General features: G+C 64.3%; 27 protein-coding genes. 16 read left to right on the forward strand and 11 right to left on the reverse strand.

The genetic code is table 11. The features are described 5' to 3' along the window. Positions 1-18 precede the first annotated feature (18 nt). Genes FHJ30_RS20465 through FHJ30_RS20485 form a run of 5 tightly spaced genes read left to right on the forward strand, consistent with a single transcriptional unit; the run spans position 19 to position 6,586 of the window. Positions 19-1,281 (forward strand): hypothetical protein, encoded by a 1,263-nt coding sequence (locus tag FHJ30_RS20465; RefSeq protein WP_139031088.1) that lies wholly within the window; start codon positions 19-21, stop codon positions 1,279-1,281. Beyond that, a complete protein-coding gene (locus tag FHJ30_RS20470; RefSeq protein WP_139031089.1) occupies positions 1,268-2,776 on the forward strand; it encodes an SCO6880 family protein in 1,509 nt (502 codons plus the stop codon). The genes FHJ30_RS20465 and FHJ30_RS20470 overlap by 14 nt, the downstream gene beginning before the upstream one ends. After that, positions 2,776-4,368: a helicase HerA domain-containing protein gene (locus FHJ30_RS20475; RefSeq protein WP_139031090.1), complete on the forward strand. Its 1,593-nt coding sequence runs from the start codon at positions 2,776-2,778 to the stop codon at positions 4,366-4,368. The genes FHJ30_RS20470 and FHJ30_RS20475 overlap by 1 nt, the downstream gene beginning before the upstream one ends. Further along, on the forward strand, positions 4,365-6,134 hold the full coding sequence (locus FHJ30_RS20480) for a type IV secretory system conjugative DNA transfer family protein (protein ID WP_139031091.1): 1,770 nt from the start codon (positions 4,365-4,367) through the stop codon (positions 6,132-6,134). Before FHJ30_RS20475 ends, FHJ30_RS20480 begins: the two co-directional genes overlap by 4 nt. A gap of 11 nt (positions 6,135-6,145) precedes the next feature. After that, complete coding sequence (locus FHJ30_RS20485; RefSeq protein ID WP_139031092.1) at positions 6,146-6,586, forward strand: DUF4913 domain-containing protein; 441 nt, start codon at positions 6,146-6,148, stop codon at positions 6,584-6,586. A gap of 92 nt (positions 6,587-6,678) precedes the next feature. Here the strand turns inward: FHJ30_RS20485 and FHJ30_RS20490 are convergent, their stop codons facing one another. The 4 genes from FHJ30_RS20490 to FHJ30_RS20505 form a co-directional block, all read right to left on the reverse strand. Further along, entirely contained in the window at positions 6,679-7,011 is a 333-nt protein-coding gene (locus FHJ30_RS20490; RefSeq protein WP_139031093.1) for an Lsr2 family protein, read from the reverse strand. A gap of 463 nt (positions 7,012-7,474) precedes the next feature. Then, the gene (gene arsA / locus FHJ30_RS20495) at positions 7,475-9,238 is read right to left on the reverse strand and encodes an arsenical pump-driving ATPase (protein ID WP_139031094.1); all 1,764 of its coding nucleotides are present in this window, start codon (positions 9,236-9,238) and stop codon (positions 7,475-7,477) included. Positions 9,239-9,246: 8 nt separating this feature from the next. Next, positions 9,247-9,645 (reverse strand): arsenite efflux transporter metallochaperone ArsD, encoded by a 399-nt coding sequence (arsD, locus tag FHJ30_RS20500; RefSeq protein ID WP_139031095.1) that lies wholly within the window; start codon positions 9,643-9,645, stop codon positions 9,247-9,249. A gap of 386 nt (positions 9,646-10,031) precedes the next feature. Then, positions 10,032-10,382, reverse strand: a complete 351-nt coding sequence (locus FHJ30_RS20505) for a metalloregulator ArsR/SmtB family transcription factor (RefSeq protein WP_139031096.1) — start codon at positions 10,380-10,382, stop codon at positions 10,032-10,034. Between the two features lie 85 nt (positions 10,383-10,467). On the opposite strand from FHJ30_RS20505, the gene arsB reads away from it, so the two are divergent. From arsB to FHJ30_RS20550, 9 genes are all read left to right on the forward strand, one after another. Then, positions 10,468-11,580 (forward strand): ACR3 family arsenite efflux transporter, encoded by a 1,113-nt coding sequence (gene arsB / locus FHJ30_RS20510; RefSeq protein WP_139031097.1) that lies wholly within the window; start codon positions 10,468-10,470, stop codon positions 11,578-11,580. Positions 11,581-11,727: 147 nt separating this feature from the next. Continuing rightward, positions 11,728-12,402, forward strand: a complete 675-nt coding sequence (locus FHJ30_RS20515; RefSeq protein ID WP_139031098.1) for a helix-turn-helix domain-containing protein — start codon at positions 11,728-11,730, stop codon at positions 12,400-12,402. A 130-nt stretch (positions 12,403-12,532) separates the two neighbouring features. Then, entirely contained in the window at positions 12,533-12,955 is a 423-nt protein-coding gene (locus FHJ30_RS20520; protein ID WP_139031099.1) for an arsenate reductase ArsC, read from the forward strand. 32 nt (positions 12,956-12,987) lie between these two features. After that, positions 12,988-13,992 carry a thioredoxin-disulfide reductase gene (gene trxB, locus FHJ30_RS20525; protein ID WP_139031100.1) on the forward strand — a complete coding sequence of 335 codons (1,005 nt, stop codon included), beginning with the start codon at positions 12,988-12,990 and terminating at the stop codon, positions 13,990-13,992. Between the two features lie 177 nt (positions 13,993-14,169). Beyond that, positions 14,170-15,561, forward strand: a complete 1,392-nt coding sequence (locus FHJ30_RS20530) for an FAD-dependent oxidoreductase (RefSeq protein WP_139031101.1) — start codon at positions 14,170-14,172, stop codon at positions 15,559-15,561. 36 nt (positions 15,562-15,597) lie between these two features. Then, positions 15,598-16,272: an arsenate reductase ArsC gene (locus FHJ30_RS20535; RefSeq protein WP_139031102.1), complete on the forward strand. Its 675-nt coding sequence runs from the start codon at positions 15,598-15,600 to the stop codon at positions 16,270-16,272. Continuing rightward, entirely contained in the window at positions 16,269-16,688 is a 420-nt protein-coding gene (locus tag FHJ30_RS20540; protein ID WP_139031103.1) for a low molecular weight phosphatase family protein, read from the forward strand. Before FHJ30_RS20535 ends, FHJ30_RS20540 begins: the two co-directional genes overlap by 4 nt. A gap of 2 nt (positions 16,689-16,690) precedes the next feature. Next, a complete protein-coding gene (locus FHJ30_RS20545; RefSeq protein WP_139031104.1) occupies positions 16,691-17,902 on the forward strand; it encodes an MFS transporter in 1,212 nt (403 codons plus the stop codon). Further along, positions 17,892-18,401, forward strand: coding sequence for a universal stress protein (locus FHJ30_RS20550; protein WP_240793787.1), 510 nt, complete (start codon positions 17,892-17,894; stop codon positions 18,399-18,401). Before FHJ30_RS20545 ends, FHJ30_RS20550 begins: the two co-directional genes overlap by 11 nt. Positions 18,402-18,411: 10 nt before the next feature. Here the strand turns inward: FHJ30_RS20550 and FHJ30_RS20555 are convergent, their stop codons facing one another. From FHJ30_RS20555 to pstS, 6 genes are all read right to left on the reverse strand, one after another. Beyond that, on the reverse strand, positions 18,412-18,669 hold the full coding sequence (locus FHJ30_RS20555; RefSeq protein WP_139031106.1) for a hypothetical protein: 258 nt from the start codon (positions 18,667-18,669) through the stop codon (positions 18,412-18,414). Between the two features lie 65 nt (positions 18,670-18,734). After that, on the reverse strand, positions 18,735-19,082 hold the full coding sequence (locus tag FHJ30_RS20560) for a winged helix-turn-helix domain-containing protein (RefSeq protein WP_171059152.1): 348 nt from the start codon (positions 19,080-19,082) through the stop codon (positions 18,735-18,737). Between the two features lie 35 nt (positions 19,083-19,117). Continuing rightward, on the reverse strand, positions 19,118-19,894 hold the full coding sequence (gene pstB / locus FHJ30_RS20565; protein WP_139031108.1) for a phosphate ABC transporter ATP-binding protein PstB: 777 nt from the start codon (positions 19,892-19,894) through the stop codon (positions 19,118-19,120). An 18-nt stretch (positions 19,895-19,912) separates the two neighbouring features. Then, positions 19,913-20,854, reverse strand: coding sequence for a phosphate ABC transporter permease PstA (gene pstA / locus FHJ30_RS20570; RefSeq protein WP_139031109.1), 942 nt, complete (start codon positions 20,852-20,854; stop codon positions 19,913-19,915). After that, a complete protein-coding gene (gene pstC / locus FHJ30_RS20575; protein WP_139031110.1) occupies positions 20,851-21,921 on the reverse strand; it encodes a phosphate ABC transporter permease subunit PstC in 1,071 nt (356 codons plus the stop codon). The genes pstA and pstC overlap by 4 nt, the downstream gene beginning before the upstream one ends. Before the next feature lie 12 nt (positions 21,922-21,933). After that, complete coding sequence (gene pstS, locus FHJ30_RS20580) at positions 21,934-23,055, reverse strand: phosphate ABC transporter substrate-binding protein PstS (RefSeq protein ID WP_139031111.1); 1,122 nt, start codon at positions 23,053-23,055, stop codon at positions 21,934-21,936. A 142-nt stretch (positions 23,056-23,197) separates the two neighbouring features. Between pstS and FHJ30_RS20585 the strand changes: the two genes are divergently transcribed. Both FHJ30_RS20585 and phoU read left to right on the forward strand, forming a co-directional pair. Beyond that, positions 23,198-23,974: a response regulator transcription factor gene (locus FHJ30_RS20585; protein WP_139031112.1), complete on the forward strand. Its 777-nt coding sequence runs from the start codon at positions 23,198-23,200 to the stop codon at positions 23,972-23,974. A 116-nt stretch (positions 23,975-24,090) separates the two neighbouring features. Then, entirely contained in the window at positions 24,091-24,765 is a 675-nt protein-coding gene (gene phoU / locus FHJ30_RS20590) for a phosphate signaling complex protein PhoU (protein WP_139031113.1), read from the forward strand. A gap of 81 nt (positions 24,766-24,846) precedes the next feature. Here phoU and FHJ30_RS20595 read toward each other — a convergent pair whose 3' ends face one another. Then, positions 24,847-26,847, reverse strand: a complete 2,001-nt coding sequence (locus FHJ30_RS20595) for a PhoX family phosphatase (RefSeq protein ID WP_171059154.1) — start codon at positions 26,845-26,847, stop codon at positions 24,847-24,849. Positions 26,848-26,859 lie beyond the last annotated feature (12 nt).

The raw sequence follows: 26,859 nt of genomic DNA on the forward strand, positions 1-26,859 counted from the left end.
GTGGCGGAAAAATGCCAAATGCTCGACGCCGGATGTGAGTTGAAAAACTGGGCTTCAGGCTTGGCTGATGACGCCTTGGGCAACATGGCTAAAGCCATCATGGAGGGCATGAGTCAGATGGTGACGACTCTGTCTACCTTCTGGGTCTCCATGCCTACGGTGAACCTGATCAGCGAGGACAGGACTGGGCCGAGTTCCGTGGTGTCGATAATCAACGGCGAGTTGATGACTTGGACGCTGACGCTGGCGGTCCTCGCCGTCATCATCGGCGGCATCCGGATGATCTGGGAACAGCGCGGTGCTCCGCTAAAGGACCTGCTCCGCTCGCTGCTCACCCTCACCCTGGTGTCCGGCCTTGGCCTGGGAGTCATCTCTATTTTGGTCATTGCCGCAGATACTTTTTCGGCCGCCATCATTGAGCGTTCCACGGACGGGAAGGGCTTTGCTCAGTCGATGAGCGTGCTTGTCATGACTGGGCAGACGGAGGTTGGGGTATTCATTCTCATCGTCCTGGGTTTGATCGGATTGATTGCGTCACTGGTTCAGATTGTGCTGATGGTGGTCCGGAGCGGCATGCTCGTGATCCTGGCCGGCATCCTGCCAACGACCGCCGCGTTCACGAACACTGAGATGGGCCGGCAGTGGTTTCAGAAAGCCGTGGGTTGGACGATCGCGTTCATTCTCTACAAGCCGGCAGCGGCCATCGTGTACTCGGTCGCGTTCCTTCTCATGGGCACCGGTGAGGGGCGCGACGCGCTGGTTAAGTCCATCACGGGCTTCACGTTGATGATCGTTGCCTTGTTCGCGCTTCCGGCGTTGATGCGCTTCGTCACGCCGATGGTCGGAGCCGTTGCCTCGGGCAGCGGAGCAGCCGCAGGAGCAGCAGTTGGTGCCATGGCCACCGGTGCCGTGTCCCTGGGCCGTAGCGGCAGAGGACGAGGCAATGCCGCGCCAACCCCTGCAACCACAAGCACTACGGCCAGCGCCCAGAGCACTTCCGCCGGCGCTTCGCCGAAGGGCAGTGACGGAGCGTCTGGTCCTCGGAGCGGGGGAGGTCAGCCCACCCCCGGTGTTACGGGTCCGGGCGGAGCCGCTGGCGCTGCAACCGCAGGCAAAGCAGGCTCCGCAGGAGCCGTGGCAGGGGCAAGCGGCGGGGCAGCAGCAGCTGGGCCGGCTGGCATGGCTCTAGCCGCCGGGGCCCAGGTGGCGTCCAAGACGTCGCAGGCAATCGAAAAGACCGCGCAGGATTCAACGGGGGAGGGCCCCAGTGGCAGCAATTAACACCGAATACAAGGAACCGTCCTACGGCAACTGGCGCGTACCGCGCTCCGCCGGCCTGGGCAACCTCGGCGCCATTGGCACCGGAATTGTCATGGCCGGACTGTTGATGGGCATCACCACCTTCGCTATCTGGGGCCTGTTCCCGGGCCTCGCTGTCCTCGCCGTTGCCGGGGCCAGCGCCTTGTTGCTCACGGTCAAGGACAAGCATGGCCAGTCCGTTGTAGACCGCTTCGGCACCCGCATGACGTTCCGGCTCTCCAAGTCTTCCGGGACGAACCTCTACCGTTCCGGCCCTTTGGGTGTGACCGAGTGGGGCATGTACCAGCTGCCCGGTCTGGCCGCGAAGTCGACCCTGTACGAGTTCGCCGACTCTTACAAGCGCCCGTTCGCCATGCTGCACGTACCGGCCACCAGCCACTTCACCGTGATCTTCTCCACCGAGCCCGATGGAGCCTCTCTGGTGGATCCTGAGCAGGTCGATGCATGGGTCGCTAACTGGGGCGGTTGGCTCGCCGGTCTGGCCGATGAAGCCGGGCTGGACGCCGCGGCGGTGACGGTGGAGACCGCGCCCGATTCCGGGTACCGGCTCCGGCACGAGGTCGAGATGAACATTGACCCGAACGCACCGGAATTTGCCCAGGCCATTCTGCGCGAGGTCGTTGATACCTACCCGGAGGGATCGGCCACGGTCCGTGCCTGGGTGTCCCTGACTTTCAACGCCTCCCTGCGGTCCGGGTCAAAGAAGCGCACTCCCGAAGATGTTGCACGGGACCTCGCCTCCCGGATCCCCGGCCTGTCAGCCCGCCTGCAGTCCACCGGAGCAGGTATCGCCCGGCCGATGTCGGCGCAGGAACTCTGCGAGGTCGTCCGCATCGCCTACGACCCCCCTGCAGCGCTGATCATTGATGAAGCCCACGCCGCCGGTTCCCCCGTGGCCCTGACCTGGGGTGAAGTCGGCCCCACCGCCACGCAGGCGAATTGGGATGACTACCGCCACGATTCCGCGTTCTCTGTCTCTTGGACCATGACCGGTGCGCCCCGGGGTTCGGTGAACTCCTCGTTCCTTTCCCGGCTGCTGGCCCCGCACGGTGACATTGACCGCAAACGCGTCTCCCTGCTCTACCGTCCGATGGATTCCGCGAAAGCCGCCACCGTGGTCGAGCGCGACCAGAACAATGCCAACGTCCGCATCACTTCCGGAACCCGGCCCAGCGCCCGTGCCCTGGTCGATGCCCGCTCCGCTGTGCAGACCGCCCAAGAAGAAGCCCGAGGCGCCGGCCTGGTGAACTTCGGCATGGTCGTCACCGCCACAGTGACCGACAGGGAACGGCTGCCTGATGCCGTGGCAGCCATCGAACAGACCTCCGGCACCGCCCGGGTGCTCCTTCGCCGCGCCTACGGCGCGCAGGACACCGCCTTCGCCGCCTCCCTGCCGCTGGGACTCGTTCTGCCCAAGCACAGCATGGTCCCCTCCGAAATCAAGGACGCGCTCTAATGGCCCTCAAAGACCTTTTGACGTCAATGACAGTAAAGACAGTGAAGCCGGCGAAGGCGGCTCCGAATAGGACCGGGAATCAGCCGCGCGAGGCCGGGCCGGGTGCCCGTGGCTGGTCCGGACGTGGCGGTGGCATGGCTCAACTCGTCCCGTCCGTGAAGGAGTATCGGGGGACCACGGTCCAGGTCTGCGGCCTGTGGCCGTTTTCCTCCGGCGCGTCCTCACCCATGATCGGCGTCCCGCTGGGGCGTCACGAGGAAACCCAGGCGACGGTCTGCTGTGATCCGATCAGCTGGTTTCAGCGTGCACGCCTGATCTCCAACCCTTCCGCTTTCATCCTCGGCAAGCCCGGATTGGGCAAGTCCACCCTGGTCCGACGCATGTTTCTGGGCCTCGCCGCACAGGGCGTCAATCCATTGGTTCTGGGTGACCTGAAAGGCGAGCACGTCAAAGCCGTCGAAGCTCTCGGCGGGCAGGTTATCAAGCTCGGTCGCGGCGTCGGTTACCTGAACATTCTCGATCCGGGCCAGGCCGTCGAGGTTGCCCAGCTCCTCGAGGAACACGGCCACCACGAAGCAGCCACCCGGGTCCGCGCCGACGCGCACGGCCGCCGCCTGAACATGGTCGTCTCCATGATCACCATCAGCCGGAACAACCCGCCCACCGACCAGGAACAAACCATCCTGGACCGGGCCCTGCGGGTCCTCGATGACCGATTCGACGGCATCCCGGTCCTGAAAGACCTCCTGGACGTCATCGTCTCCGCCCCGGATGAGCTGCGGCAGGTCGCACTGGATCGCGGCGACATGAACGTCTACCTGCAGGAAACCCGGGCGCTGGAGGCAACCCTGCTGGGCCTGACCGGGGGAGGGAAGCTGGGAGAAATTTTCTCCCGGCAGACCACAAACCCGATGAAGCGGGACCGCGCCGTCGTCTTCGACGTCTCCAGCATCGACGAGACCGAAACGGACTTGCAGGCCGCCGTGCTGCTGGCCTGCTGGTCCTACGGATTCGGAACCGTGAACGTCGCCAACGCCCTGGCCGACGCCGGCCTGGAACCGCGCCGGAACTACTTCGTGGTCCTGGACGAGCTGTGGCGGGCGCTGCGCTCCGGCAAGGGCATGGTCGACCGCGTGGACGCCCTTACCCGCCTGAACAGGTCCGTCGGTGTCGGGCAGATCATGATCTCCCACACCATGTCCGACCTGCTGGCACTGCCGGCCGAAGAGGACCGGATGAAAGCCCGCGGCTTTGTCGAACGCTCCGGCATGGTGATCTGCGGCGGCCTGCCGGCCTCGGAGATGCCGCTGCTGACCTCCGCGATTCCCCTGTCCCGGCAGGAGCAGCAGAAACTCATCTCCTGGCAGGACCCGCCTGCCTGGGACTCACGCGGCCTCGATGTGGAACCCCCGGGCCGGGGCAAGTTCCTCATCAAGGTCGGCGGCCGCCCGGGCATTCCCGTCCAGATCGGGCTGACCTCCATCGAGAAGAACGACGGCCTGAACGACACCGACACCCGCTGGCACGCACCAGCCGGAACGCTCATGGACCCGGCAGCACCAGCGCTGCCCACTGAAGGAGGCGCGCTGTGAGTGCACCGAACCGCAAAGGAATGGGCCTCGAAGATGCCCTGCTGGTCTGGCTGGCCATCGGTGCCATCGTCGTCTTCGGTGGCGGCTCCTACGCCGCCGCACACCTCGGGTCATGGATGGCAGGCATCGACGCCCCGCCTGCCCACCCCATCGACCTGGTCGCCGGGCTCATCAAGGGCAAGGTGCCCTGGCCAACCCAGTCCACCGTCGCAGCGTGCCTTATGACCGGCCTGATACTGGTTCTTGCCATCGTCGTACTCGTGGCGTGGCGGAAGGGCGCATCCAAGCGTGCCCGTGTCGACAAAGCCGCCCGCTACCTCGGCCGCGGCAAGTCCCTCGCCGCGTTCTCCGAAAAAGGCGCGCAGGCCAAGGCAGAGCGGCTGGGTGTAAAGGACACGCCGGGGATCGTCGTGGGCAAGGTCGTCTCCACCGGCCAGAAGTTCGTCCAGTCCTGGGAAGACCTCAGCCTCGACATCTGGGGACCACGAACAGGTAAGTCCACCTCCCGGGTGATGCCCGCCATCCTGGACGCACCAGGCGCCGTGGTCTCGACGTCCAACAAGCGCGACGTCGTGGACGGCACCCGCGGCGTCCGCGAGGCCACGGCCCCGGTGTGGGTCTTCGATCCGCAGAAGATCGCCCAGGAAGAACCGGACTGGTGGTGGAACCCGCTCTCTTACGTCACCGATGAAGAAAAGGCCTACAAACTCACCCAGCACTTCTCGGTCGGTTCCCGGGTGCCTGGCTCCAAGCCGGATGCCTACTTCGATCCCAAGGCCGAGGACATTCTCTCTTCGTATTTCCTGGCGGCCGCACTGGGCGATTTGCCGATCACGCAGGTCTACCTGTGGGTGACCGAGCAGGTCAGCCAGGAACCCATCGAAATCCTCCGGGAGCATGACTACGAGCTGCAGTACAAGGGCCTGGAGTCCACGCTGAAGCTGGCTGACAAGCAGCGCGACGGTATCTTCGGCACCGCCGAGAAGATGATTCAGTGCCTCAAGAGCAGGAACACGCTCCGCTGGGTCGCCCCGACCGGCGGCGCAAGCGTGGCCAGTGATGCCCGCCGGCAGTTCGACCCGCACGCCTTCGCCGCCTCTCAAGAGACGATCTACATCCTCTCCAAGGAAGGGGCCGGCTCAGCTGCCCCGCTCACCACGGCACTGACCGTGGCCATCGCTGAGGCGATGGAAGAACGGGCCGAGCGCAGCGGCGGCCGCCTGCCCAAACCTGCGCTGTTCGCCCTCGACGAGCTGGCCAACGTGGTCCGCTGGGCCGGGCTGCCGGACCAGTTCAGCCACTACGGCTCCAAGGGCCTGATCGTCATGGGCATCCTGCAGTCCTGGTCCCAGGGCGTCGAACTCTGGGGCGAAGCGAACATGCGGAAAATCTGGTCAGCCGCGAACGTCAAGGTCTACGGAGGCGGCGTCGCCGAAGAAGGATTCCTCCGCGCACTCTCAGACCTGATCGGGGACTACAGCTACATCAACGTTTCCGTCTCATCAGGGAAGTCCGGGTCCAGCCGCTCCCGTCAGGAGAGCAAGGAACGCATCTTCGATGTCTCCAATCTGGCCGAACTGGACCGCGGCCGCGCCGTGATCCTCGCCTCCGGTGCGCCCGCCACCCTGGTCCGGACCATGCCCTGGTACACAGGGCCACACAAGGACGCTGTGGAAGCGTCCATCAAGAAGTACAGCCCGCAGCCAGAGGAAGAACCCGTACCGGTAGCAGCGGCACCGGCCGCAAATCCATGGGTGACCGGGTAGGGGATTAGGGCATGACCATCGAAATTGGCCGGTTCAGTGAAGCTCCCAGCTCGGACGTCGAGGACACTGGCGCTAAGGCCGCCGAACAGCAGAAGCCCCCGGAGCTGGTCTACGGCTCTGCCGAAGAGTTCCTGCACGAGCAGCTGCTCCCCACTTACGTCCGCGATGTTGACGGGCGCGCCGCAAAATGGTGCATCGAATGGTACTTCCACCCCGAAGCCGTCTCCCGTGTGGAAGCGCTGTGGCGGGCATGGGAACACCTACGACTCGACGGGGCCACCGGAATCAGCGTGTGGTTCAAAGACCACGCAGACCACCACATGAGCGTGCTCCTGGACCCACGCGGACCGTTCTACAAATGCGACATGCAAAAGCACCGAGACCCTGAACACCTCGAACCAAACAAAGCCCCAGCGGGCTGGTTCCCAGACGTGCGAACTATTCCTGTCTGAAAAGTGCAGTTCAGGATGCAGTTCCGGCAAACAATAAATCGGGGCTGGAATCAATAATGATTCCAGCCCCGATTTTGTTTTTTCCTAGCGCGCTAGTGAGCCGCTTCGTACTTCTCTACAACATCGGCCTGAATACGGCCTCTGGTATTTACCTGGATGCCGTTCTCGGCCGCCCACAACCGTACCGCTTTCGCGTCCGGGCCACCGTGCGAGGAGGACTTAGTCCGGGCTGCCGGACGGCCACGTCCGCCAGCTACCTTGCGGCCAGCGTTGGTAAAGCGTGCCAGTGCTTCACGCAGTTCATTAGCATGCCCCTCACTAAGGTCAATTTCATAGTCACTGCCGTCAAGGGCGAAAGATATCGTTTCGCTAGCTTCCGAGCCGTCAATATCATCTTCCAGCAGCACTACTGTCTTTTTTGCCATGAAATAAGGCTATCAGTTTGTTGAACAATTGAATGGCAATGAGGAGGTGGCACACGTCGTAATGGCATGTAGAGAACGGAGCAGTCCACAGTTGGGGTCAAGCCGGGTTATCCGCGGCTGGAAATTGGGAGCCGTTGGGGTAGCTCCCTCATCCTCGGTAGCGGTGGATAACCCATCAGGATTGTCCCCGGCTGTGGGCAGCGGAACCGACTGTCCAGACAGTCCCTGGACAAATTGCGCAACAGGCTGTTGCACAATTGCCAGGCCCCCGCCGAATCGAACTCATCACCAGGGTCGGCTGTCAGGTTTGAGTCTGAGACTGTTCGCCGGGGATGTGCAGGAACTGCCTTTGGCACTCTATTCTGACGCTCATTCTGTGTCCGCCTGGCGTCAGGTTGGGGTGTGCTCTACTACCTGGTCCCAGCCCCCTCGCGCATTCGCGTCGCAGGGGGCTGGGTCCATGTCAGGCGGGCTGGGAGCTGAATGCTGTCATGGCCGACAGCTTTTCTTCACCGGTGGGTTCTTCCGGGAGCAGCGGTATGAGCGCGATCCGGTCTGTCAGGGTGTGCACTTTTGTGATCTGTTCCATTTCGCTCGCGGCGCGCGCTTGCAGGAACGGCGTCTCCGGGTGCGCAGCGGCAATCGAGTTGTTGATGACCCAGGCCCAAGGATGGATACCGGCCCTTTCAAGGTCACCCTGAAGTTCTTCGGCTTCGAGCACCGGTGTCGTTTCGGCCAGTGTGACGAGAATGACCTTGGTCTGTGCCGGGTCCTGAAGCCGCATCAGGGGCGTCACGAAACCCATGGTATCGCCGACCTGGCGGGCGATCTCACGGTGGTACGAACCGGTGGCGTCCAGGAGCAGGAGTGTGTGGCCCGTCGGTGCCGTATCGATCACGACAAAGTGCCGGCGGGATTCCTGGACTACCTTGGAGAACTGCCGGAACACGGCCACCTCGTCGGTGCAGGGCGACAAAAGGTCCTCGGCAAGGGCCGCGCGACCGTCATCGTCCAGGTTCCTGCCCTTGGTCTCCATTACATGGCTTCGATATTCCTCGATGGCCGCTTCCGGATCGATGCGGGATACCGTCAGGCCCGGGATGGAACCATGGAGTGTTTCGGTGAGGTGCGCTGCGGGATCCGTCGTGGTCAGGTGCACCGCATGCCCGCGTTTGGCGAGGGCTACCGCAATGGCGGCCGCGACGGTGGTCTTCCCGACCCCGCCTTTGCCCATGCACATCACGAGGCCGTGACCATTGAGCTCCACTTCGTTTACCAGTGCGGCCAGCGGGGCGTCCTCAACCTCGGCGCCCAGCGTAACGTCGTCAGTGATGTCGGCGTCGGAAGTGGGTGTGAAGAGGGACTCGAGTGCCGGGATGCCGACCATATTGCCCGGCTTCAGATCCAATATGTCGCGCGGAAGTGAGGCCACCGCCCCGGGAATGGCCGCGATAGCGGCAGCCTCCCGGGCCCGCAACGCCTGAGCCAGATCCTCTTCTCCTGCGGCCTCCGGAAGGACGCCGTTGATGACAACGTAACCGCCGCTGATCCCGATCTGGTTGAGTTCGAGATACGTCCGCTCAATTTCGGCCAGTGATGACGTCTGTGCGCGGCTGACCAGGACAAGCCGGGTCCTCGCCGGGTCGGTGAGGGCCTGGACCGCCTTGGCGTAGACCTGTTTGTGCTTCTCCAGTCCGGACAACGGGCCCAGGCAGGAGGGGTCTCCCTTGCCGGCCGCCAGGAAATCGGTCCACGAACCGGGCAGCTGAAGAAGCCGGATCGTGTGGCCGGTCGGCGCGGTGTCGAAGACGATGTGGTCATACTCCCCGTAGGAACTGTCGTCGGCGAGCAGGTTGGTGAACTCATCAAACGAGGCAATCTCGGTGGTGCAGGAGCCCGAGAGACTCTCAGCGATGCCGACCAGCTCAGATTCCGGCAGGAGGCCGCGGACCGGGGCGATGATTCGCTCGCGGTAGGCTTCTGCGGCCTGCTCCGGGTCGATTTCCAGCGCCGATAGGCCCGGCGCATCCTGGATGGGGGTGATGGTGTTCCCGATGGTCACGCCGAAGACCTGCCCGACATTGGATGCGGGGTCGGTGCTGACCAGTAAGACCCTCTTACCGGACTTGGCGAGGGTGAGCGCTGTTGCGCAAGCCACGGAGGTCTTGCCCACACCGCCTTTGCCGGTGAAGAACAGGAACCGGGGGGTGTTCTGGAGAAACTCCATGGCGGGACCTAGCAGCTGCCCGTCGAGCCGCCACCGCAGCAGCTACCGGAATTGGTTTCGGTGAGCCCGAGCTCGGGGCGGGACTGCTGCTTTTCTGCAGCCTCACTGATCCCAGCGAACGCCAGCAACTGTCCCCTGCTGGGGTAGGTGCCTGTGGCGACCGTGACGCCGTCGACGATTGTGAGCGGAAGGCCCTTGGAGCCGACCAGGTGCATGAAACCGCGGACCGTCTCGTCCTCCGCGAAGGCCGTCGGTTCGCTGGCGAGGTTGTGGCGGGCGATGTCGGCACCGAGGCCCTGGAGATGGCGGACATCCGCGGTCACATCCACCAGAGACTGGTCTACATCGGGGCCGCAGACACCGGTATCGCAGCACAGAGCGGATTCGTAGATTCGGATAGCAGGCATGCAGTTCTCCTTGACTTTCGTGGTGATTCGATTCGATGCCGAAACACGGGGCCCTATGCGGGCTTCATCCGGGACGGACGTAAGCCTGAGTGCGACCACTCCGAGCATATCGATAATCATCGATGAACGGAAGGGTTGCCCGGGTGGCCCTGGCAACGGTATTGACATCCGCTTGGAGTGGTAGGGGGATGGAGGAAGGCGGCAGCTCGGCAGCTTGGCTCTGTGTTGTTGCGGTGAGGAGCCTCTATGGCCGGAAGTCCGGAGGTCCCGGACGTGTCCCTGCAGCGCCGCTTCGAAGGTGGCTTGGCCGGAATTGGTCGCTCCGGCTCCGGCGGGCAGTCAGGCTCTTTGGCCGCGGTTGCTCAGTGTCATCTGACCAGCCGCTATCACAAGCTTTCCAGTAGCCCTGCCGTGCGCTCCAGGGAGCCGGGGACGAGCGAATAGTACGCCCAGGTTCCGCGCTTTTCACGGTTCAGCAGCCCGGCGTCGACGAGGATTTTCAGGTGGTGGGACACGGTGGGCTGGCCGAGGGCCAGTGGCTCGGTGAGGTCGCAGACGCATGACTCTCCGCCCTCCGCCGCTTTGACTATGGATAGCAGCCGCAGGCGATTGGGGTCGGCCAATGCCTTGAATACCGCTGCTTTCCGTTGCGCTTCGGCGGCACTCAGGGCTGGTTCGGCCGGGGAGCAGCAGGTTTCAGCGCCGGTGGCCGCTTCAAGGACAGGCAGCAAATTCATTCACCCATTATGCCCGAAATTGACATCCATCGATATGGTGGCAAGAGTTTCGTATCGAAACCTATCAATCTTTTGCAGGAGAACCATGAGCTTTCAGACCGCAACAGTTCCGCCCGGGGGAGAGGCAGCCGTTGTCGGCAAGCTCTCGACCCTGGACCGCTTCCTTCCCGTGTGGATTATCGCTGCCATGGTGCTCGGCCTGCTTTTGGGCAGCGTTGTCCCGGGATTGAACACCGCGCTGGAGGCAGTGAAGATCGGGGAGGTTTCCTTGCCCATCGCCGTGGGTTTGCTGGTGATGATGTACCCCGTGCTGGCCAAGGTCCGGTACGACCAGGCGCATCGCGTCCTGGCCGACCGGAAGCTGATGGTCACCTCGTTGGTCATCAACTGGATCCTGGCGCCGGCATTCATGTTCGCTCTGGCGTGGATCTTTATTCCGGATCTGCCTGAATACCGGACCGGTCTGATTATCGTGGGTCTTGCCCGGTGCATCGCGATGGTGATGATCTGGAATGACCTGGCCTGCGGTGACCGCGAATCGGCCGCCGTGCTCGTCTTTATCAACTCCGTTTTCCAGGTCATTGCTTTCGGTGCGCTCGGCTGGTTCTACCTCCAATGGCTTCCGTCCTTGCTGGGACTTCCCACTACCAGTGCAGACTTCTCTTTCTGGGCCATCACGGCATCCGTGCTCGTCTTCCTGGGCATCCCGCTGCTTGCCGGATTCCTCACCCGCACCATCGGGGAAAAAGCTAGGGGCCGGGACTGGTATGAATCCCGCGTCCTGCCGAAAATCGGCCCGTGGGCCCTTTATGGCCTCCTTTTCACCATCACGCTCCTGTTCGCGCTCCAGGGCGGCACCATCACCTCACGGCCGCTGGACGTCGTCCGGATCGCACTTCCGCTGCTGGTGTACTTCCTCGTGGTCTTCGGCGCGGGCATGGCAATCGGCCGCTGGCTCAACCTGGGCTACGCCAAGAGCACCACCCTGGCGTTCACGGCGGCAGGCAACAACTTCGAGTTGGCGATAGCTGTCGCTATCGGCACTTTCGGCGTAACGTCCGGCCAAGCGCTGGCCGGTGTCGTCGGACCACTGATCGAAGTACCCGTCCTGGTGGCGCTCGTCTATGCAGCCCTCTGGTCGCGCCGCCGCTTCTTTCCGCTCGAATCACCCTCGAGTACCGCGCCAGCCGCGAAGTGAGTCAGTGCGCTGGGCTGCGCAGATCCCCCTGCAGTCCAGCGCACTACGCGCAATCCCGCGGTGGCGAAACATTTCTGGAGCGATCACAGCCTCCTGCTTGCCCCGATTGACTTGACCGGCCGGTTTAGTTCAGTAAAAATTGAACCAATGAAAATTGAACCATCAGGTGCCATCGCCCTGCGCGCCGCCAGGCACGCGGCTCTGGCCGACCCTGCCCGACTGCGCATAGTTGACCTGCTGACCCTGGGGGATTTTTCACCCACGGAACTGCAGGCCGAGTTGGGGATGCCGCCAAACCTGCTCTCCCACCACTTGAAAACCCTGGAAGGCGCAGGACTTGCAGTCCGGCACCGCTCGGAGGCCGACAAGCGCCGCAGCTATCTGCGGCTTGCCTCCGGGGCCCTGGAAGGACTGACGCCGGGGGTGGAGCAGGGAGCGCGCCGGGTCCTGTTTGTCTGCACGCATAACAGTGCCCGCTCCCAGCTGGCTTCGGCACTCTGGCGGCAGGTAAGTGACGTTCCCTCCACCTCTGCGGGCACCCATCCTGCGTCCCGTATCGCCAGGGGGGCCATCGAAGTTGCCCTCCGTCACGGCCTTGACCTGCCGGACGCTCCTCCCCGCAGCCTGGAACAAGTCGCAGGGGAGGGAGACTTCGTCGTGACCGTATGCGACAACGCCCACGAGGAGCTGTCCAGCCTCGACGGCCTCCACTGGTCCATCCCCGACCCCCTCCGCGAAGGCACGAAGCACGCCTTTGACCAGGCTTTTGAGGACATCTCCCGCCGCGTCACCGACCTGGCTCCCCGCATTACCGCAGCCTGACTTCTTCATAACCACATATTGACATCCATCAATATATGGACCGATACTCTCTATATCGATCATCATCAATGTTCGGTTGGAGATCCCGTCGACCAGAACCATCCACCAACCGAAACCCCAGGAGAACAGCGTGACCACCGAAACTGCCAAGAAGCCCTCCGTCCTGTTCGTCTGCGTCCACAACGCAGGCCGCTCCCAGATGGCCGCCGCTTTCCTCACCAGCCTCTCCAATGGTGCGATCGAGGTACGTTCCGCAGGCTCCCAGCCCGCGGACAAGATTAACCCCTCCGCCGTCGAGGCGATGGCTGAGGTGGACATCGACATGTCCGCGGAGGTTCCGAAGGTCCTGACCACGGAGGCCGTGAAGGAATCCGACGTGGTCATCACCATGGGCTGCGGCGACGAATGCCCGTACTTCCCGGGCAAGCGCTACGAGGACTGGGTCCTGGAGGACCCGGCTGGCAAGGGCGTGGAGTCCGTCCGCCCCATCCGTGACGAGATCAGGGGCCGGATCGAGGACCTGATCGCGTCCCTGACCCCAGCCGCCAAGTAGATCCCCAAGATTCCGGACCCCAGGAGATTCCCGTGAGTGAGACCGCGAACGCAGAGAGCGTAAAGACAGAACAGCTGATCATCATCGGTTCCGGCCCTGCCGGCTACACCGCCGCCATCTACGCCGCCCGGGCAGGGCTGGAGCCCCTGGTCCTGGCCGGCTCGGTCACCGCCGGTGGGGCGCTGATGAACACCACGGAAGTGGAGAACTTCCCCGGCTTTCCGGGCGGCATCCAGGGCCCTGAACTGATGGACGGGCTGCAGCAGCAGGCGGAGAAGTTTGGCGCCAAGGTGGTGTTCGACGACGTCACGGAGGTTGCGCTGTCAGGCCACCTCAAGCGTGTGGTCACCGGCGGCGGCGATGTGCACGAGGCGCCAGCCGTCATTCTCGCCACGGGGTCCGCCTACAAGGAGCTCGGACTGCCGGAGGAGAAGAAGCTCAGCGGCCACGGCGTGTCCTGGTGCGCCACCTGCGACGGGTTCTTCTTCCGCGAGCAGGACATCATCGTGGCGGGCGGCGGGGATTCGGCCATGGAGGAGGCGATGTTCCTGACCCGGTTCGGCAAGTCCGTCACCGTCGTCGTCCGCAAGGGTGAACTGCGCGCCTCCCGCATCATGGCGCAGCGTGCCAAGGACAATCCCAAGATCAGCTTCGCGTGGAACTCTGCCATCACCGCCATCCACGGTGACAGCAAAGTCACCGGCGTCACGCTCACCGACACCCGCACGGGGGAAACCCGGGAACAGGCCGCCACCGGGATTTTCGTCGCGATCGGCCACGTGCCCCGCACCGAACTGGTTGCCGGGCAGGTGGACCTGGACGAGGAGGGCTACATCAAGGTGGACGCCCCTACTACCGTCACCAACCTCTCCGGTGTCTTTGCCTGCGGCGACGCGGTGGACCACCGTTACCGGCAGGCCATCACCGCCGCCGGCACAGGCTGCGCCGCAGCCCTGGACGCCGAACGCTACCTCGCGGCGCTCGAGGACGCGGACAGCATCGCCACCGCACTGGTGGAAGAACCCACCCACGCCTAGAGACACTGCCAGGGGAGGGGGTGAGCTGAATGGGTACAGGATGCTGCGGCGATTCCGGTTGCTGCGACGACCACGACTGCTGCTGACCCCAATCCCCGGACGCCTTCCGGCCCGCACGGGCCGGCAGGCGCCCCCCGATCAAGAACTGCACCACCACTACGGATGAAAGAGGACACCATGGATTCAGCGAAGAACCTCCCGGTCGCCGTGATCGGCGCCGGCCCGGTCGGCCTGGCCGCCGCCGCCCACCTGCTCGAACGGGGACTGGAACCGCTGATCTTTGAAGCCGGCACGTCGCCGGGGGCGGCCATTGAACAGTGGCGCCACATCCGCCTGTTTTCACCGTGGCAGTTCAACACGGACGCCGCTGCCGTCCGCCTCCTCGAAGCCGCCGGATGGGAAGCCCCCCGGCCCACGGCCCTACCCTACGGCGGGGAGCTGATCGACAACTACCTGGCACCCCTGGCCGCACTTCCCCAGATCGCGTCCCGCCTGGAGACCGGTGCCCGCGTCACCGCCGTCACCCGGCAGGGTCTGGACAAGACCCACATCAAGGGCCGCGACACCACGCCCTTCATGGTGCGGGTGGAACACGCGGACGGCGAAACGCGGGACCATGCCGTGGCAGCAGTCATCGACGCCTCCGGCACCTGGTCCACCCGCAACCCACTGGGTACCTCGGGCCTGCCGGCCATCGGAGAGGAGGCAGCAGGGGACCGGATTTCCGCGCCCCTGCCTGACGTCATCGGCCGTGACCGGGCAGCCTTCGCAGGACGCCGGGTCCTGGTTGTCGGTGCCGGGCATTCCGCCGCCAACACGCTGATCAACCTCGCTGACCTCACCAAGGAAGAGCCGGATACCCGGATCCTTTGGGCCGTGCGCGGTGACTCGGCCGCGAAGGTCTACGGCGGAGGGGACCTGGACGGGCTGCCCGCCCGAGGCCAGCTGGGAGGCCGGGTGCGCCGGCTTGTAGAGGCCGGAAAGATCGAACTGCACACCGTTTTCGGTATCAGCGCCATCAAGTCCCTGGACACCGGACTTACCATCGATGCCGTGGACGGCCGCACCCTTGAAGCCGACGTCATAGTGCCCTGCACCGGATTCCGTCCCGACCTGGACATCCTGCGCGAAGTCCGCCTCAACCTGGACCCCGCCGTCGAAGCACCTATGGAGCTCGGCCCGCTGATCGACCCCGAATTCCACTCCTGCGGTACCGTCCCCCCGCACGGCGCCAAACTCCTGGCCCACCCGGACAAAGACTTTTACATCGTGGGGATGAAGTCCTACGGCCGCGCCCCCACCTTCCTGCTCGCCACCGGCTACGAACAGGTCCGCTCCGTCGCCGCCGCCCTGGCCGGTGACCAGGAATCAGCCGACACCGTGCACCTTGAGCTGCCCGAAACCGGGGTCTGCTCCACCGACGCCGGCACGAGCTGCGACGTCCCTGCGGCTATATCCGCTGCGGCGGAAGCTGCACCTGCTGAGTCCGGTTGCTGTGGAGCACCTGCACCGGTACTGGTCGGCTTCCCAACGGGACTGGCCCACGGCCGCTCCGGCACCAGCAACTAAACCGGCCGATCGAACCCACCACTTGGAGCGCCCGTCATGACCGAACACCGCGACATGAGCCATGGCTTGCAGGACAACACCGAGCTCCTGCACCGCATCAGTGAGCGGCTGGCTGAAAGGTTCGCCGGGGTCTTCGCCGCAGAGACAGTTGAGCGGTACGTCTTTGAGTCGTACACGGCCCTGGCACGCACCGCCCGGGTCACGGCCTACCTGCCCGCCACCACCGAACACTTCGTCAATGACCGGCTTGCCGCACTCGCCAAATCCAAGGGAGCCGTAGCCTCGGAGGTCCCTGAGGTCCTGTTTGTCTGCGTGCAGAACGCCGGCCGGTCGCAAATGGCCGCCGCCCTGCTCACCGTCGAAGCCAAGGGCAGGATCCATGTCCGGTCCGCCGGGTCCCTGCCCGCGGCCGAACTGGATCCCGGCGTCGTGACCGTGATGGCCGAAATGGGACTGGATCTGACGAAGAACTACCCCAAGCCCCTCACCGATGATGTCGTCCGAGCCTCCGACGTGGTGATCACCATGGGGTGCGGTGATTCCTGCCCGATCTACCCTGGCAAACGCTACGAGGACTGGGACCTGCCCGACCCCGCCGGCCAGCCCCTTGACACTGTCCGGGACATCCGGGACCAGATCCACGAACGGGTCAAAAACCTCGTCGCCTCACTCACCGCTGTCTCACCCGAAAAGGAAAACACCTCCTCATGACCCAGGAAAAAACTCCCTCCGTACTATTCGTCTGCAGCAAGAACGGCGGCAAATCCCAGCTCGCCGCCGGTCTCATGCGTGAGCTTGCCGGAGACAAAATATCTGTCTATTCCGCCGGAACCAAACCGGCCAAAGGCCTGAACCCGCAGGCGGTGGAATCGCTGACCGAACTGGGCATCGACGTCACCGGCGAATACCCCAAACCCGTCACTGACGAGGTCCTGGACACCGTGGACGCCGTCATCGTTTTGGGCACTGAAGCCAAGCTTGAACCGGTCGAGGGCAAGCGCTTCGAGGTCTGGGAAACCGACGAACCCTCGGAGCGCGGCATCGAAGGCATGGAGCGGATGCGCCTGGTCCGGGACGACATCAAAGCCCGGGTCCAGGCGCTCTACACGGAGCTCGCCGGGAACTGACCATGTCTGCCCCGGCGCCGTCACAGACACTGGCCGCGGAAGGAGCACCCCGCGGCGGGCTGGCCGCGCTGTGCATCACCCAAACAACCAGTTGGGGCGTGCTGTACTACGCGCTGCTGACAGCGGTCAGGCCCATCAGCGACGACACGGGATGGGATCCGGCCCTCATCACCGGGGCATTCTCGGCCGGGCTGGTGGTATCCGCGGTGGCGGGGGTCGCCGTCGGCAGAATCCTGGACAGGACCGGTCCGCGCAACCTGATGACCGGTGGAAGCCTGGTGGGTGTCCTGGCCCTGGTCCTGGTGGGCCTTGCACCAAACCTGCCCGTGTTCGCCGCGGCATGGCTGCTGGCCGGGGCAGCACAAGCCGCGGTGCTGTACCAGCCGGCGTTCACTGTGATCAGCCGCTGGTACGGCCCGGCCCGGGTCCGGCCGCTGACCTTCCTGACCCTCGTGGCAGGGTTCGCGTCCACGGTCTTTGCCCCGCTCACTGCGGCACTGTGCAACGCGGTGGGGTGGCGCGGAGCCTTCCTTGTCCTCGCCGGACTGCTTGGAGCCATAACGGTGCCGCTGCACCTCCGCTGCCTCAACCGGTCCTGGCAGCACGTCAGCCGCGGTGCCCAACTGACCGAGGACAGGGCGCTGGTCCGTCGCATCCGCCGAAGCCCCGGCTTCCTTGGCCTGCAGGCACTTATGGTCCTGTTCTGCCTTGGCCTGTACACGGTGACGCTGAACATCATCCCCCTGCTCATGGAAAAAGGAGTCGGCTACACCGCCGCAGCCCTTGGCCTCGGACTTGTTGGAGCAGGGCAGGTCGCCGGACGCCTGCTCTTCGCAGCCATCCCTGCCAACGAACGCATCGTCGTTGTCACCGGAACAGCTGCCGCTGCCCTTCTGCTGCTCGCCCTCCTGCCGGGACCGGCACCCCTGCTCATAGGGGCAGGGATGCTCGCCGGGGCCGTCCGCGGCTGCCAGACACTGCTGCAGGCCACCATCGTTGCCGACCGGTGGGGGACAACCAGCCTCGGCACTCTTCAGGGCATCTTCGCCGCGCCCCTCACAGTGGTCACCGCACTGGCTCCGGCCGCCGGCGCGGCCATCACCGCCGTGGTCGGCAGCTACACGAACATGACCTATGCCATGGCTGCCGCTGCCGGCGCCGCCGCACTCATTGCCGCCGGCACGCGGCACAGGGCGGACCGCCGTGCACGATAAGGAATGGACGGACGGTCCCGTCGTAGTCGGCGTGGGCTGGGAGTTCCCGGAGCGGCTGGTTCATACAGCTGCAGCCTTGGCGGCTGCCCTGGGCGAACACCTCATCTGTGCGTTTGTGGATCCCGCCAGCTACCTGACCGAATGGGAGCCGGAGCACCAGCGGACGGCCCTTTCACTTGACCCGACCGTCAATGACGAAGCCGAATTTCCCTCCGCACAGCTGCAGCAGGAACTGACGCGCATTCTCGGGGAGCCGGGGGAGAGGTGGTCGTTCCGGGTGCTGAACGGCGACGTTGCCAGGGCCCTCACCAGACTTGCTCAAAGCACGGGCGCGTCAATGCTTGTTGTCGGGGCCAACAGGCCAGGACCATTGGCGTGGATGGACAGAGTCCTTGATGGTTCGGTCTCCAGAACTCTCGCCCGTCGCCAGGACTGCCCGGTCCTCGTCGTTCCGTTGACACAAGTACGAACAGCCGGCCCTAAACGGTCCGTCGGCTGACCCGGCTTGGTCAGATCAGGCTGGGAGCACTGGCCAGGATGTAATCCACGGCGGCCGGGCCCGTCATGGTGATGGTTTTGTCGCCGGGCCTGATGTTGTGTTCCTTGAGGGCTTCCCATAGCTCAGAAGCAGGCAGGGGATCCGAAGCGTTCAGCAGGCACCAGCTCGTATACAGGCCGTAGATCTCATCGGCTCCCAGGCCGGTGCCGGGTTCCCGGTCACCGGAAACCGATTCTGTTAGGAACCGCTCGATGTGAGGATTATTCATCTCATAGCCTTTCGGCTGGCCGTGCCAGACCTTAGGCCCAGGGCCTTCCAGCTTCCAGTGACCGGTCAGGGGCAAAGTGTGGGGCTGAGGCGGTATCCGGCGCCGCGGACGGTCCGGATCAGGCCCATCGGGGATTCGTCCCCCAGTTTTTTCCGGATGCGTTTGATGTGTACCTGGACTGTGTTGGTCGTGGTTGGGTGTCCCCAGAGCGCGGCGCTGATTTCTTCGGAACTGGCGACCCGCCCGCCCTTTTGCATCAGGAAGGCCAGCAGCAGCAGTTCCTTCTGGCTGAACAGGATCTCCTCCCCGTCCAGCCGCGCCTCATAGCGCTCCAGGTCGACCGTGAGCGGGCCGGCTACCAGCACTGAGCCTCCCCCGTCGACGGCCTGTTCGGGGCCGGTCTTTTCTGACACAGTAATCATCGTCCGTTCACCGCTTTGTGCTTGACTTATCCGAATCGTCCCGAGATGTAGTCTTCGGTCGCCTTCTCTGTGGGGTTGCTGAAGATTTTCTCGGTCTGGTCTATCTCCACCATGCGCCCCGGCTTGCCGACGCCGGCGAGGTTGAAGAACGCGGTCTGATCGCTGACGCGGGCGGCCTGCTGCATGTTGTGGGTCACGATCACGATCGTGTACTTCTCTTTGAGTTCGGTGATCAGGTCCTCGATGGCAAGGGTGGAGATGGGGTCCAGGGCGGAGCAGGGCTCGTCCATCAACAGCACGTCCGGTTCCACGGCGATGGAGCGGGCAATGCACAGGCGCTGCTGCTGACCGCCGGAGAGGCCGCCGCCGGGCTTGTCGAGCCTGTCCTTGACCTCTGTCCACAGGTTCGCGCCGCGGAGGGACTGTTCGGCGATCTCGTTGAGCTTTGCCTTGTTCTTCTCGCCCTGCAGGCGCAGGCCCGCGACCACGTTGTCCCTGATGGACATGGTGGGGAAGGGGTTGGGCCGCTGGAAGACCATACCGATGGTCCGCCGCACCGAGACGGGGCTGATGTCGGGGGCGTAAATGTCGGCGCCGTCGAGCAGGACGTGGCCCTTGACCTTGGCTCCGGGAATGACTTCGTGCATGCGGTTCAGGGTGCGCAGCACGGTGGACTTGCCGCAGCCGGAAGGGCCGATGAGGGCGGTGACGCTGCGGGGTTCCACCGACATGGTCACGGAGTCCACGGCGTGGAAATCGCCGTAGTAGACGTTGAGATCTTTGATATCGAGGCGCTTTGCCATGGGAATTTTCCTTGCCGACTACGATTTCTTGGGTGCCACGAGGCGCGAGGCCACGGTGGCGATAATGTTCAGGATGGCGATCAGGATGATCAGCGTCAGGGCGGCACCCCACACGCGGAGCTGGCCCGCGGCTTCTGGGTTGGTCAGCTCTGTGTAGAGCAGCAGGGGCAGGGACGCCATGTTGCCGTCGAAGATGTTGAAGTTGATGGAGCGGCTGTAGCCGACCAGGACCAGGACAGGGGCTGTCTCGCCCATGACGCGGGCCACGGCCAGGATGATGCCGCTGATGATTCCTGACATGGCCGAGGGAAGAACGATCCGCAGGATGGTGATCCATTTCGGCACACCCAGGGCGTAGGACGCTTCTCGTAGTTCGTCCGGGACCAGGCGGAGCATTTCCTCGGTGTTGCGGACCACGACGGGCAGCATGAGCAGGACCAGCGCCAGGGAGACAGCGAATGCGCTCTGAGGCTGGCCGAAGGTGGTGACCCAGAGGCTGAAGACGAACAGTGCGGCCACGATTGAGGGGATGCCGGACATGATGTCCACCATCTGGGTGACAAGCCGGGAGAGTGCCCCACGGCCGTATTCCACCAGGTAGATGGCGACCAGCAGACCCAAGGGTACTGAGATCACGGCGGCCATCAGCGCCTGGACGATGGTGCCGTAGAGAGCATGGTAGATGCCGCCGGCGAATTCCTCGGGCAGCACGCCCTGCAGCGAACGGAGCCACCAGTTGCTGCTCAGGACGGCGGGGAAGCCTTTGGATACCACGGTCCACAGCACCCACAGAAGTGGCACCAGGGCGATGAGGAACGCGAGGGTGACAAGTCCGGCGACAAACTTGTCCGTCAGCTGCCGGGACTTGCTGATCGGACGGAACGCCCGTTTTGCCTTGAGGTCCTCTTCGGTGGGGAAGGACCGCAGGCCGTCTTCTTTACGGCTGGTGAGGCGGCTCATCCGTTGACCTTCTTTCCGACGACGGAGCGGGCGAGGGCGTTGACAACGAATGTCAGGGCGAACAGCACAAAGCCGGCCGCGATGTAGGCGCCGGTAGGCAGGGGCGCACTGAACTCAGCAGCCGCTGAGGCGATCTTGGACGCAAACGTGTAGCCGCCATCGAAAAGGGTGAAGCTTGCGGCCTGGGCGGAGGCGCGCAGGATGATCAGCACCGCTACGGTCTCGCCGAGGGCGCGGCCAAGTCCGAGCATCGCGGCGGCGATCGTGCCGCTGCGGCCGAACGGCAGGACGGTCATTTTCACGACCTCCCATTTCGTCGCGCCGAGGGCCTGGGCGGCTTCGATGTGCCCGCCGGGGGTCTGCTTGTAGACCTCGCGGGTAATGGCGGTGATGATCGGCAGGATCATGACGGCAAGGACGATGCCTGCGGTGAAGATGGTGCCGCCGCCGTTGAGGGAGACGTTGCCGGTCGCGAAGAGCGGGAACCATCCAAGGGATGAGTTCAGGGCCTTGGCGAGGGGCTCGAGCCAGGGGGCGAGAATGAAGATGCCCCAGAGGCCGAACACAATTGAGGGCACTGCGGCGAGGAGGTCAACGAGGTTCCCGAACCAGTGGGCGAGGCGCCGGGGTGCGTACTGGGTGAGGAAGATAGCGATTCCCACAGCGACGGGCACGGCTAGGACCAGCGCGAACGCGGAGCTGAGGACCGTGACGATGAGCAGGTCGCGGATGCCGAAGGCGAGGTTCTCCGCGTCGGTGGTGTTGAACTCGCTGCTGAAGAAGAAGTTGACGGTGTTGGCCTGCAGCGAGGGGATCGCGCGGACCAGGAGGAACACCGCGATCAGGACGATCACGGCGATGACGGAGAGGCCGGCTGCCGTACTGATTCCACGGAAGATCCGGTCGCCGAGAACGCTTCCGTGCTTGAACACCGGAGCCGCGGAAGAGCCGGGACCGTGTGTGGGGGCGGGAGAGTTGCTGGGGGTCTGGTCAGGTGCGGCGGCCTTCGGCCCCGCGCTGTCGCGCGGGGCCGAAGGTTCGGTCACCTCAGGTCGTGGAGACGACATAAATGGTGTGTCCTAGGAGATGGCGTTGATGGCCGTCTTCAGTTTTTCCTTGAAGGCGTCCGGGACGGGGATGTATCCGTTGTCGGTCAGGCCTTCCTGGCCCTTACCGATGGTGGAGGTGAGGAAGGCCTTCACAGCGGTGGCGGTGTCGGCATCTTCGTACTTGGAGCAGACGACCTCGTAGGTGGCCAGAACGATCGGGTATGCGCCCGCTTCGGTCGGCTTGTAGAAGGAGCTGGTGTCCAGGACCAGGTCGTTGCCCTCGCCCTTGATTTCGGCGCCGGCGATGGTCTTGCCCACGGTCTCGGTGCTGATCTCGACCGGGGTGGAGTCAGCAGAGGTGATGATTTCGGCCACGGAGAGGTCCTGGCTCTTGGCGAAGGACCACTCGTTGTAGGTGATGGACCCGGCGGTGCTCTTCACAGCCGCGGAGGTGCCTTCGTTGCCCTTGGCGCCTTCACCGACACCGCCGGCGAAGGTCTTGCCCGCGCCCTTGCCCCAGGCGCCGTCGGAAGCTGCGTCCAGGTACTGCTGGAAGTTATCGGTGGTGCCGGACTCGTCGCTGCGGTAGATCACGTTGATCTTCTCGTCCGGCAGGCTCACACCGGAGTTAAGGGCGGCGATGGCCGGATCGTTCCAGGTGGTGATGGTGCCGTTAAAGATGTTGGCGACGGTCTTGCCGTCCAGGGCCAGCTTGTCCACGCCTTCGACGTTGTAGGTCACGGCCAGCGGCCCGAACACGACGGGGAGGTTCCAGGCCGGGCTGCCGCAGCGTTCGGCTGCTTTGGCAGGCTCGTCCTTCTTGGAGCTCAGCGGTGAGTCGGAACCGCCGATGTCGGTCTGGCCGCCGATGAATTCGGTCACGCCGGCGCCGGAGCCGTTGGAGGTGTAGTTCAGGGTCTGCCCGTCGCAGGCGGCTTCGAAAGCGGTGACGAAGCGGGTCATGGCGTTGGCCTGGGCGGTGGAGCCGCTGGCCTTCAGGGCTTCCTTGCCGCCGCACTGGACGTCGGAAGCGGCTGCGGAGCCGGTGGTGCCGGTCTGGGTGCCGGTGTTGTTATCGCTGCCGCAGGCGGTGAGCAGCAGGGTGCTGGCTGCCAGGGCTGCGAACGCGGCGCTTGATCGCTTGAAGTTCACTTAGATCCTCCATGTACCCGGCAGTTGATGCGGACTGCCGGAATGCTGAACGTGCGGTATCCACCGCCGGGCAACAAACAGCTGCCAGCATTCAAGCTAGCCACCGTTCCTTAACAGCCTGACCAACAAAGATGAACGAAAGATGAACGCAGGCATGGGCGTTGATGACACCTCCATCAGCGATCATGGACCCATGCCCACAGACCCGCAAGAGGAACCCGCACAGACCCGGCCAGGCCGTCTGGCCCCCTTCTGGCAGCAGAACCAGCCCTCCGTGCTCATCGCAGCGCCGGATCCGGAACCGGCCTCGGCCCTCATCGCCGGATGCAGGGAGCTGGGCATCAGGACCGAATTGGTGTCCAGCGGGCCAGCAGCATTGATCAGTTATGGGCGCACCAGCCCGGACGCGGTGGTCGCCGCAGAAGACCTTCCCGGCCTGCCGGCCCAAGATGTCGCGGACGCGATTACGGCCGACAGCGGGGTACCGGTCCTGATCGTCGTCCCGGGCAGGGACGGGGGTGCGCCGGTGCAGGGGCCCCGGACGTTCAGTTCCTACGACCAGGTCCTGAGCTCACGGGTGATTTCTGTTCTGGCGGGCAAGGTCCGGCGTCCCTGGCCCGCGGAAACCGAACTCAGGTACGGCTCGCTGGTGATGAACACCGGAGCGTTCGAGGTCAGCGACAACTCCGGCCCGCTCGCCCTGACACTGCGCGAGTTCGAAATCCTTCGCGTCCTGATCCTTGCCGCGGGACAGGCGGTTTCGCTTGATCAGCTTAGAACCGATGTCTGGGGTGCCGTTGATGAAGAGGTGCGGGCCGCGACGGTCAAGGTTCATTTGAGCAGGCTCCGGAAAAAAATGACCGGATCGACCCGGCCCGTTGCTGTCCGGGGAATCGGTTACGCCCTCAAGAGCTACTGACCTGGCATTGCGCTGGGATGAAAGAGTTCACATCCTCTGCTGTGGCGGCGACTAAGGTTGGCAGTAGGGAACCAGGCCGCCGGTATGGCCGGCAGGTTCTGTTGAAAGGGGCGTCTATGCGCAAAGTATTTCAGGCCGAACTCCACCACATTGGTGAACAGCTCGTGGAAATGTCGGTTTTGGTCCATAACGCCATGGAACATGCCTGCACCGCCCTGCGCACCGCAGACCTCGAGCTCGCCCAGGAGGTCATTGCTGCCGACGCCCGGATCGATTTCCTGCAGAACGCCCTGGACGAGCGCGTGATTGAAATTCTGGCGCTGCAAAGCCCGGTGGCCACGGATTTGCGCACCACCGTTGCATCGTTGCGGATGAGCGCCTCCCTGGAGCGGATGGGTGACCTGGCCCGCCACATCGCCCAGCTCACCCGGCTGCGGTACCCGGCCCAGGCCATTCCCGAACGGCTCAGCGCCACCTTTGCTGAGCTCACGGACTTGGACTTGGCCATCGCCGGGCGGGTCACGCAGCTGCTGACCGAACGGGACCTGGATTTGGTCCGCCAGATCACGGACGACAAAGCCAGAATCAACCAGCTGCATGCCGGTGTGTTTACCGCTCTGGCGGCAGATGACTGGGATAAGTCCGGGCCTGAGACGGTGGATGTCGCCCTTGCCAGCCGCTATTTTGAGCGCTTCGCTGACCATGGTGTTTCCGTTGCCCGGAAAGTGGAATACCTCGTTACCGGACAGTGGCAGCCCTCCACAGAAGCTGAGCAACCCAGCCGCAGCTGAAACATCCATCAGGACAAAGAGATGCAGGGCTGCCCGGGTGTTCCGGGCAGCCCTGCACTGTTCTAGAAGGTAGGGCCGGGCCTAGTTCTTGCCCTTGAAGACCTGCACCACGGACGGCCGCGGGGCCGGAGTCCCGTCATACGGGAACAGCGAGGTTTGAGCACCCCAGGCTCCCTCTTCGCCGGGGTGCTGCACGGCGACGAAGACCATGCCCTCGTCGTCCTTGATGATCGGGCCGCAGGTCTCGGCGTCCCGGGGAACGGAGAGGAACTGCTCGACCTTGCCGCGCTCGGCGCCATCAAGGGTGACCTTGAACAGGCCGTCGTTGTAGCCGATTCCGGACGGGGCGCCGTCGGTGGAGATCCACAGGTTCCCGGCCTTATCGAAGGCCAGGTTGTCCGGGCAGGAGATCGGGGAGACCTGGTCGGCCGGGTAGCCGCTGAAGTAGGTGACATCGCCCTGGGCGGGGTCACCGCAAACCATCAGCAGGTTCCAGTTGAAGCTGGTCGCTGTCGGGTTGTTCCCGGTTTCGGTGATTTCCACGATGTGCCCGTCGCGGTTCTGGGTGCGGGGGTTGACCTCGTCGGCCGCTTCGCGGCCGGGCCGGCCGCGGTCGGAGTTGTTCGTGCAGGCCACGTACACCTTGCCGGTGACCGGGTGCGGTTCGACATCTTCGGGGCGGTCCATCTTGGTCGCGCCGGCCTGGTCCGCGGCGAGGCGGGTGAAGACCAGGACCTGTTCGGTGCTCATGCCCGGGATGACGCTGGCGCCGTTGCGGGTCAGCGGCAGCCATTCTCCGACGCCGTCGAAGGCTCCGTCTGAGGGGACGTTGCCGGTGCCGTTGATCTCGGCCTCGGAGTTGCCGGTGAAGCGGGCAACGTAGAGGTCGCCGTTGGCAAGCAGGGTCTTGTTGTGGTTGCGGTTGCCCTCGACGTACTTGTCGCGGGAGACGAACTTGTAGAGGTAATCGAAGCGCTCGTCATCGCCCATGTACGCCACGACGCGGCCGTCAGGTGCGATGGTGACGTTCGCTCCCTCGTGCTTGAAACGGCCCATCGCGGTGTGCTTGACCGGGGTGGAAGTCGGGTCCATCGGGTCCAGCTCGACAATGTAGCCGAAACGGTGGGCTTCGTTCTCATACCCGGGGATGGTGGCGTCGAAGCGGGGCTCGTCCAGGTGCCAGCCGCGGCCGGGGTTGGTAGTGGTGATGCCGTAGCGCCGCTGCTCAGCGGTCGGGGTGCCGACCTTGAAGTAGCCCTGGAAGTTCTCCTCACCCGAAAGGATCGTGCCCCAAGGGGTAGTGCCGCCGGCGCAGTTGTTCAAGGTACCCAGGACAGTGCGGCCCTCCGGGTCCGCGGCGGTGCGGACCAGGGCTGACCCGGCGGCGGGGCCGGTCAGTTTGAACGGGGTGTGCATGGTGATGCGCCGGTTCAGGTCGCCGTTCTTTACGGACTGCCACGGGGTGCCTTCGCCGCTGCGCTTGAGTTCAACTACGGACATGCCGTGCGCTGCCATGGCAATGCCGCGGACGGTCTTGGGGTCAGTTCCGGGAGGGAACATGATGTTTTCGTTGGTGTACTCGTGGTTGGCCACCAGGACAGCGCGCTTGTTCTTTTCGTTCTTGTCGTTCAGCGGAAGGATGTCCACGTAGTCGCAGTTGTAGCCGAACTGCTGCGCCTGGGCTTCAGGGGTCTGGGCGTTGAGGTTGAAGTCCGGGGCCTTCTTCAGGACCGGGTCGCCCCACTTGATCAGCGGCTCCCAGGAGTACCCCTGCGGGACAGTCAGTTCATCCACGACGTACGGGACGGGCTGGATCGGGGTGAACGGAAGGGATCCGCCCTTAACCTTGGCGGCAGGAGACAGCGTGGAAGCGGCGGCGTTTTGCGTGCCCGGGCCGCCCAGCAGGATCGCGGCCGCGCCGAGCGCGCCAACGCCAAGGAGGTTGCGGCGGGAGAATTCCGCAGAGACGATGTCGCGGAGGTAGTTGTTCTTCGAGGTGTTGCACACCGCTGAGGCGCAGGCGTTATCGCATTTGAGCGCACAGGTCACGGCGCTGCGCTTGCCGCGCACATGTCCCAGCATCGGCAGGGAGAG

Origin of the sequence: Arthrobacter sp. BB-1 (assembly GCF_006151685.1) — a bacterium.
In the GTDB taxonomy this organism is placed as follows: domain Bacteria; phylum Actinomycetota; class Actinomycetes; order Actinomycetales; family Micrococcaceae; genus Arthrobacter.

What these genes read in the sequence shown, in the direction of transcription:
- FHJ30_RS20555 (WP_139031106.1), bottom strand. Translation starts at nt 18,669, where the DNA reads ATGAATAATCCTCACATCGAGCGGTTCCTAACAGAATCGGTTTCCGGT.
- pstC (WP_139031110.1), bottom strand. Translation starts at nt 21,921, where the DNA reads ATGTCGTCTCCACGACCTGAGGTGACCGAACCTTCGGCCCCGCGCGAC.
- FHJ30_RS20485 (WP_139031092.1), top strand. Translation starts at nt 6,146, where the DNA reads ATGACCATCGAAATTGGCCGGTTCAGTGAAGCTCCCAGCTCGGACGTC.
- phoU (WP_139031113.1), top strand. Translation starts at nt 24,091, where the DNA reads ATGCGCAAAGTATTTCAGGCCGAACTCCACCACATTGGTGAACAGCTC.
- FHJ30_RS20540 (WP_139031103.1), top strand. Translation starts at nt 16,269, where the DNA reads ATGACCCAGGAAAAAACTCCCTCCGTACTATTCGTCTGCAGCAAGAAC.
- FHJ30_RS20530 (WP_139031101.1), top strand. Translation starts at nt 14,170, where the DNA reads ATGGATTCAGCGAAGAACCTCCCGGTCGCCGTGATCGGCGCCGGCCCG.
- FHJ30_RS20505 (WP_139031096.1), bottom strand. Translation starts at nt 10,382, where the DNA reads ATGAATTTGCTGCCTGTCCTTGAAGCGGCCACCGGCGCTGAAACCTGC.
- pstB (WP_139031108.1), bottom strand. Translation starts at nt 19,894, where the DNA reads ATGGCAAAGCGCCTCGATATCAAAGATCTCAACGTCTACTACGGCGAT.
- FHJ30_RS20465 (WP_139031088.1), top strand. Translation starts at nt 19, where the DNA reads ATGCTCGACGCCGGATGTGAGTTGAAAAACTGGGCTTCAGGCTTGGCT.
- pstA (WP_139031109.1), bottom strand. Translation starts at nt 20,854, where the DNA reads ATGAGCCGCCTCACCAGCCGTAAAGAAGACGGCCTGCGGTCCTTCCCC.
- FHJ30_RS20490 (WP_139031093.1), bottom strand. Translation starts at nt 7,011, where the DNA reads ATGGCAAAAAAGACAGTAGTGCTGCTGGAAGATGATATTGACGGCTCG.
- FHJ30_RS20595 (WP_171059154.1), bottom strand. Translation starts at nt 26,847, where the DNA reads ATGCTGGGACATGTGCGCGGCAAGCGCAGCGCCGTGACCTGTGCGCTC.
- FHJ30_RS20515 (WP_139031098.1), top strand. Translation starts at nt 11,728, where the DNA reads ATGAAAATTGAACCATCAGGTGCCATCGCCCTGCGCGCCGCCAGGCAC.
- arsB (WP_139031097.1), top strand. Translation starts at nt 10,468, where the DNA reads ATGAGCTTTCAGACCGCAACAGTTCCGCCCGGGGGAGAGGCAGCCGTT.
- FHJ30_RS20475 (WP_139031090.1), top strand. Translation starts at nt 2,776, where the DNA reads ATGGCCCTCAAAGACCTTTTGACGTCAATGACAGTAAAGACAGTGAAG.
- FHJ30_RS20535 (WP_139031102.1), top strand. Translation starts at nt 15,598, where the DNA reads ATGACCGAACACCGCGACATGAGCCATGGCTTGCAGGACAACACCGAG.
- FHJ30_RS20545 (WP_139031104.1), top strand. Translation starts at nt 16,691, where the DNA reads ATGTCTGCCCCGGCGCCGTCACAGACACTGGCCGCGGAAGGAGCACCC.
- arsA (WP_139031094.1), bottom strand. Translation starts at nt 9,238, where the DNA reads ATGGAGTTTCTCCAGAACACCCCCCGGTTCCTGTTCTTCACCGGCAAA.
- FHJ30_RS20585 (WP_139031112.1), top strand. Translation starts at nt 23,198, where the DNA reads ATGAACGCAGGCATGGGCGTTGATGACACCTCCATCAGCGATCATGGA.
- arsD (WP_139031095.1), bottom strand. Translation starts at nt 9,645, where the DNA reads ATGCCTGCTATCCGAATCTACGAATCCGCTCTGTGCTGCGATACCGGT.